General features: G+C 69.8%; 6 protein-coding genes. 3 read left to right on the top strand and 3 right to left on the bottom strand.

Features of this window, described 5'->3' with window-relative positions:
• Window positions 1–492: EAL domain-containing protein (locus VAE46_RS12980; protein WP_322797367.1), on the top strand; the 492-nt coding region annotated here is incomplete at its 5' end.
• Here the strand turns inward: VAE46_RS12980 and VAE46_RS12975 are convergent.
• The 3 genes from VAE46_RS12975 to VAE46_RS12965 all read right to left on the bottom strand — a co-directional run bounded on the left by VAE46_RS12975 (window position 489) and on the right by VAE46_RS12965 (window position 2,402).
• A complete protein-coding gene (locus VAE46_RS12975; protein ID WP_322797366.1) occupies window positions 489–977 on the bottom strand; it encodes a DUF192 domain-containing protein in 489 nt (162 codons plus the stop codon). The genes VAE46_RS12980 and VAE46_RS12975 overlap by 4 nt on opposite strands.
• Window positions 974–1,855 carry a DMT family transporter gene (locus VAE46_RS12970; protein ID WP_322797365.1) on the bottom strand — a complete coding sequence of 294 codons (882 nt, stop codon included), beginning with the start codon at window positions 1,853–1,855 and terminating at the stop codon, window positions 974–976. Before VAE46_RS12970 ends, VAE46_RS12975 begins: the two co-directional genes overlap by 4 nt.
• A 103-nt stretch (window positions 1,856–1,958) precedes the next feature.
• Window positions 1,959–2,402: a hypothetical protein gene (locus tag VAE46_RS12965; RefSeq protein ID WP_322797364.1), complete on the bottom strand. Its 444-nt coding sequence runs from the start codon at window positions 2,400–2,402 to the stop codon at window positions 1,959–1,961.
• Window positions 2,403–2,628: 226 nt separating this feature from the next.
• On the opposite strand from VAE46_RS12965, the gene VAE46_RS12960 reads away from it, so the two are divergent.
• Window positions 2,629–2,850, top strand: coding sequence for a hypothetical protein (locus VAE46_RS12960; RefSeq protein ID WP_322797363.1), 222 nt, complete (start codon window positions 2,629–2,631; stop codon window positions 2,848–2,850).
• Between the two features lie 45 nt (window positions 2,851–2,895).
• A partial coding sequence (locus tag VAE46_RS12955) for a site-2 protease family protein (RefSeq protein ID WP_322797362.1) occupies window positions 2,896–3,446 on the top strand: 551 nt, incomplete at its 3' end.

Raw genomic sequence — 3,446 nt, 5'->3', positions numbered from 1 at the left:
GACCTCCCGGCGCGGTTGCGGCAGGTGCTCGAACACTCCGGGCTGGCGCCGGAGCAGCTGAAGCTGGAGCTGACGGAGAGCGTGCTGCTCGAAGACTCGCCGGCCGCGGTGGAGATGCTGGGCGAACTGAAGCAGCTGGGCGTGCGGCTGGCGCTGGATGATTTTGGGACGGGCTACTCCTCGCTGAGCTACCTGCAGCGGCTGCCGATCGACACGTTGAAGGTCGACCAGTCGTTTGTTGAGCGATTGGGGGTAGACGCGACCTCCGGGCCGCTGGTGCGGGCGATGGTGGAGATGGGCGAAGCCCTGGGGATGGAGGTGGTGGCAGAGGGAGTGGAGACCGAGTGGCAGGCCGCTTACCTGCGGGAGGTCGGCTGCACGGCGGCGCAGGGCAGGTTCTTTGCGGGGCCGCTGACGGAGGAGCAGTTCGCCCGGCTGGTGGCCTCGAACCGGCCGGTCTCGGGGTGGGAGCAGCTGCTGCGGGCGGGTTAGCTGCCGCCGGGCAGGTCTTCCGGGAGGATGACGCGGGCGCCAACGCCGAGCCCGTTCGCTTCGAACCAGCCGGCGTTGACTTCGAGCACGTACCGGTAGGGCGTCGAGGGTGTGAGGATGGTTTCATCGAGCGGGGTGCCCCGGCGGATATCGACGATGGTGAGGTCGGCGCCGATGTAGGCGATGTCGAGCGGGATGTAGGTATTGCGCATCCAGAACCCGCCGCGGCTCTCCGCGGGGAAGATGAAGAGCATGCCGTCGTTTTCGCCGAGCGCGCGGCGGAACATGAGCCCCTGGGCGCGCTGCTGGGGCGTGGTGGCGAGTTCGACGGTGACGCTGGCGCGTGCCTCGCCCTGTTCGATGACGACGACGGGCCGCGCGGGGCCTTCGGCGTCGCGCGCGCAAGCGACGATGAAGAGGACAAAGACGAAGGGGAGCGCGACGGTGCGCAGGGGCGGTTCTCCGCGGGGACTCGGGGTGCTCATGAGACCACGAGGACGATACCAAGGACGCAGGCGAGGGTGCCAGCAGCGATGCGGCGGGTGAGGGGTTCGCGGAGGACGAAGACCGCGAGGGGCAGGGCGAGCAGCGGCGAGGTAGCGGTGAGGATGGCGGTACGGCCGGCCCCGGCGGTGAGGACGGCGTAGACGTAGAGGAGGCTGCCGAGGGTGGTGCCGGCGAGCCCGGCCAGGGCGATGGCGGCAAGCCGGCCGGGGGAGCGGAGCGGTTCGAGCAGGGCCGGGCGCTGGAAGGCGGCGGCGAAGAGGAGCAGTGCGACCGCGCCGGCGGGGGTGCGCACGGCGCCGACGGCGATCGCCTCGAGGCCTTCCCCTGCGTGGGCGAGCCAGAGCGTGGCCGCTGCCCAGGTGACGCCGACCCCGAGCAGGAGGGCTGCCCCGGCCAGGGGAGCGGTGGCCGGGGCGGGACCGGCGGAGCCGGCGGCGGGCACGGCGACGAGGGTCACGCCGAGGACGATGAGGGCGGCGCCGGCCGGGAGGCCCCAGCTGAACGGCTCGCCGAGGAGCAGGACGCCGCCGAGCACGGTCAGGCCGATGTACAGCGCCATCGAGACCGGGAAGGTGCGGTGCATGCCGAGGCGGTTGAGGGCCAGGATGTAGAGCGTATCGCCGAGGCCGTAGCCGAGGGCGCCCGAGGCGACCACCTGGGCGATGGTGGACGCACTCGCGGAGCTGAGCGCATCGACCTGGTCGGCGGCGATGACCACGATCGGCATGGCGAGGGCGCCGAAGCCGAGGCGGAGGCCGCTCAGGACCGCGGGCGCGGTACGCGCGGAGAGGGAGGTGAGGGCGATGCTGGTCACGGCCCAGGTGAGGGCGGCGAGGAGGGCGGCGAGTTCACCCACGGGGCTGCATCCTATGGGCCGAGCGAGAGGCGGTCACCCCGGGGAACGCGAGCGGCCCCCGCCGCCGGGCAGGGGCCGCCGGGTATCGGCCGGGAGCCGGGCGTCAGTTGCAGGTTTCGCTGTTGGCGTCGAGGAAGGTGACGGTCTGGTTGGGGGCGCCCGGGCGCATGATGAGGACGACGCCGGAGAAGCCGGGGATGCTGGAGATGCCGCCGACGGACGGTTCGTTCAGGTAGGACGGGTAGTTGCCCGGGTTGCCGGGGTTGGTGTTGAAGTAGTGCAGCCACTTCTGGTTGGGGCCATCCCAGATGTAGATGCCGACCCAGTCACCGGTGGGCAGGCACTGGGTGAAGGCCGACGGGCTGACCGGGTTCGGGCGGATGGTGCCGACGTAGTGGATGTTGCAGCCGGGCGAGCCGTTGGCGCAGACGCCCCCGACCGTATTGGAGTGTTTCGCGACGGCCACGCCAAGGCTGGCGCCGAGGATGATGGCGAGGCCGGCGCCGATGCCGAGAACGGCGAGGGTTTTCTTGTGGAACCAGCTCATGAGACCTCCGAGGCGCGCGGGGCGCTGACGATTACGGTAACAATCCCGGGGGGTACACGCATGAAGGGAAACGCGGCTCCGGCCAGAGGGTTGCCAGCAGGCTGTAAAACGTTCGTAAAACGGATGGCGGGAAGCGAGCGGGCACGAATTCTTACGGGATTTCTACTGTTGTTGCCGGCACCTGTGACGATAGGCGCTGGTAGGATGCGGGGCGGAGGCGTACAGCATGTTGCCGTTGGGTTTCAGCTGGGGAGCATTCCTTGTCTATGTCTTCGCGTTGATGTTCATGACGGTCGGGGGGATTTGGGGGCTGGTGGAGAGCCGCCACCCGGCCTTCCTGGTGCCGATCCTGATGGGGCTGTTCTATTTCTACCTGTGCTGGGAGGCGGTGGTGGAGGGTGACGACGAGCAGGGGCCGCCCCCGCCGCCCTCGAAGAGCCAGGGCTGAGGATGCTGACCGCGCCCTTCCGCAGGGGAGCGTAAGGTAGGGGGCATGCGGCTGCGATCGTTCCGGGTGGCGACGCTGCTGGGCATCCCGGTGCTGGTGAGCCCGAGCTGGTTTGTGTTGTTCGCGGTCAGCATGTGGTTCCTGGCGACGCAGTTCTACCCGGCCGCGATGGCGGAGGGGTCGCAGGGGACGCACTACCTGATGGCGGCCGCCAGCGTGGCGGGGTTCTTCGTTTCGATCGTGCTCCACGAGCTGGCGCACAGCGTGGTGGCGAAATGGTTCCGTATCCCGGTGAAGAGCATCACGCTGTTCGTTTTCGGCGGGGTGGCGCAGGTGACCCGGGAGGCCGCGCGGCCGCTGCAGGAGCTGCTGATGGCGGCGGCGGGGCCGCTGACCAGCCTTGCCCTGGGCGGGCTCTGCTTCGGGGCATGGGCGCTGCTCGGGGCGCGGGCAGACCGGGCGCTCGATTACGTGCTGGTGTGGCTGGGGCTGATGAACCTGGTGCTCGGCGTGTTCAACCTGCTGCCGGCCTTTCCGATGGACGGCGGGCGGGTGTTTCGCTCGCTGGTCTGGCTGGCGACCGGCAACCACGGGCT

Origin of the sequence: Tepidiforma sp. (assembly GCF_034433535.1) — a bacterium.
Classification (GTDB): domain Bacteria; phylum Chloroflexota; class Dehalococcoidia; order Tepidiformales; family Tepidiformaceae; genus Tepidiforma.
This window is presented reverse-complemented; position numbering and strand designations above follow the sequence as displayed.